This window comes from Corynebacterium sp. HMSC036D02 (genome assembly GCF_001836165.1).
Taxonomy (GTDB): Bacteria; Actinomycetota; Actinomycetes; order Mycobacteriales; family Mycobacteriaceae; genus Corynebacterium.
On sequence record NZ_KV827671.1, the window covers coordinates 1 to 424 of the forward strand.

At 52.8% G+C, this 424-nt stretch carries 1 protein-coding gene; it reads right to left on the reverse strand.

Annotated elements, in window-relative coordinates; translation table 11 throughout:
- On the reverse strand, positions 1–424 hold a 424-nt coding region (locus HMPREF2743_RS04610; RefSeq protein WP_168167311.1), incomplete at both ends, for a VaFE repeat-containing surface-anchored protein.

Below are 424 nucleotides of genomic sequence, written 5' to 3' on the forward strand. Positions count from 1 at the left end.
TCCTCGGACGGCTTCGGAACCGTCTGGTTCTTATCGTTGATGTCCTTGTGCTCAGCGATGTGGTTCGGCTCCTCCGGATCAGTACCCGGAGTCTCCTCGCCCTTGTCGTTGACCTCAACAGAAGTCAACTCCTCAAAGGCAACCGCAGCCTCAACCGGCTTCTTCACCGAATCAGCAACGATGATCTCAACAACAACCTCACCATCAGCAGCATCCGGAGTAAAGGTCTTCTCACCCTTACCCAGGACAGACTTGCCATCAACCTTAGAAATCAGCTCAGCCTTCAGGGTGTATTCCATACCCGGAACCAAACCCTCATACGTCACCGTATCGTTAACCTTCGCACCAGCAACAACCTCAGTTGCACCGTTAGCAAAGTCAGCATTCGTCGAAATCTTCGGCTTATCAGTCTCTTCGCCCGGCT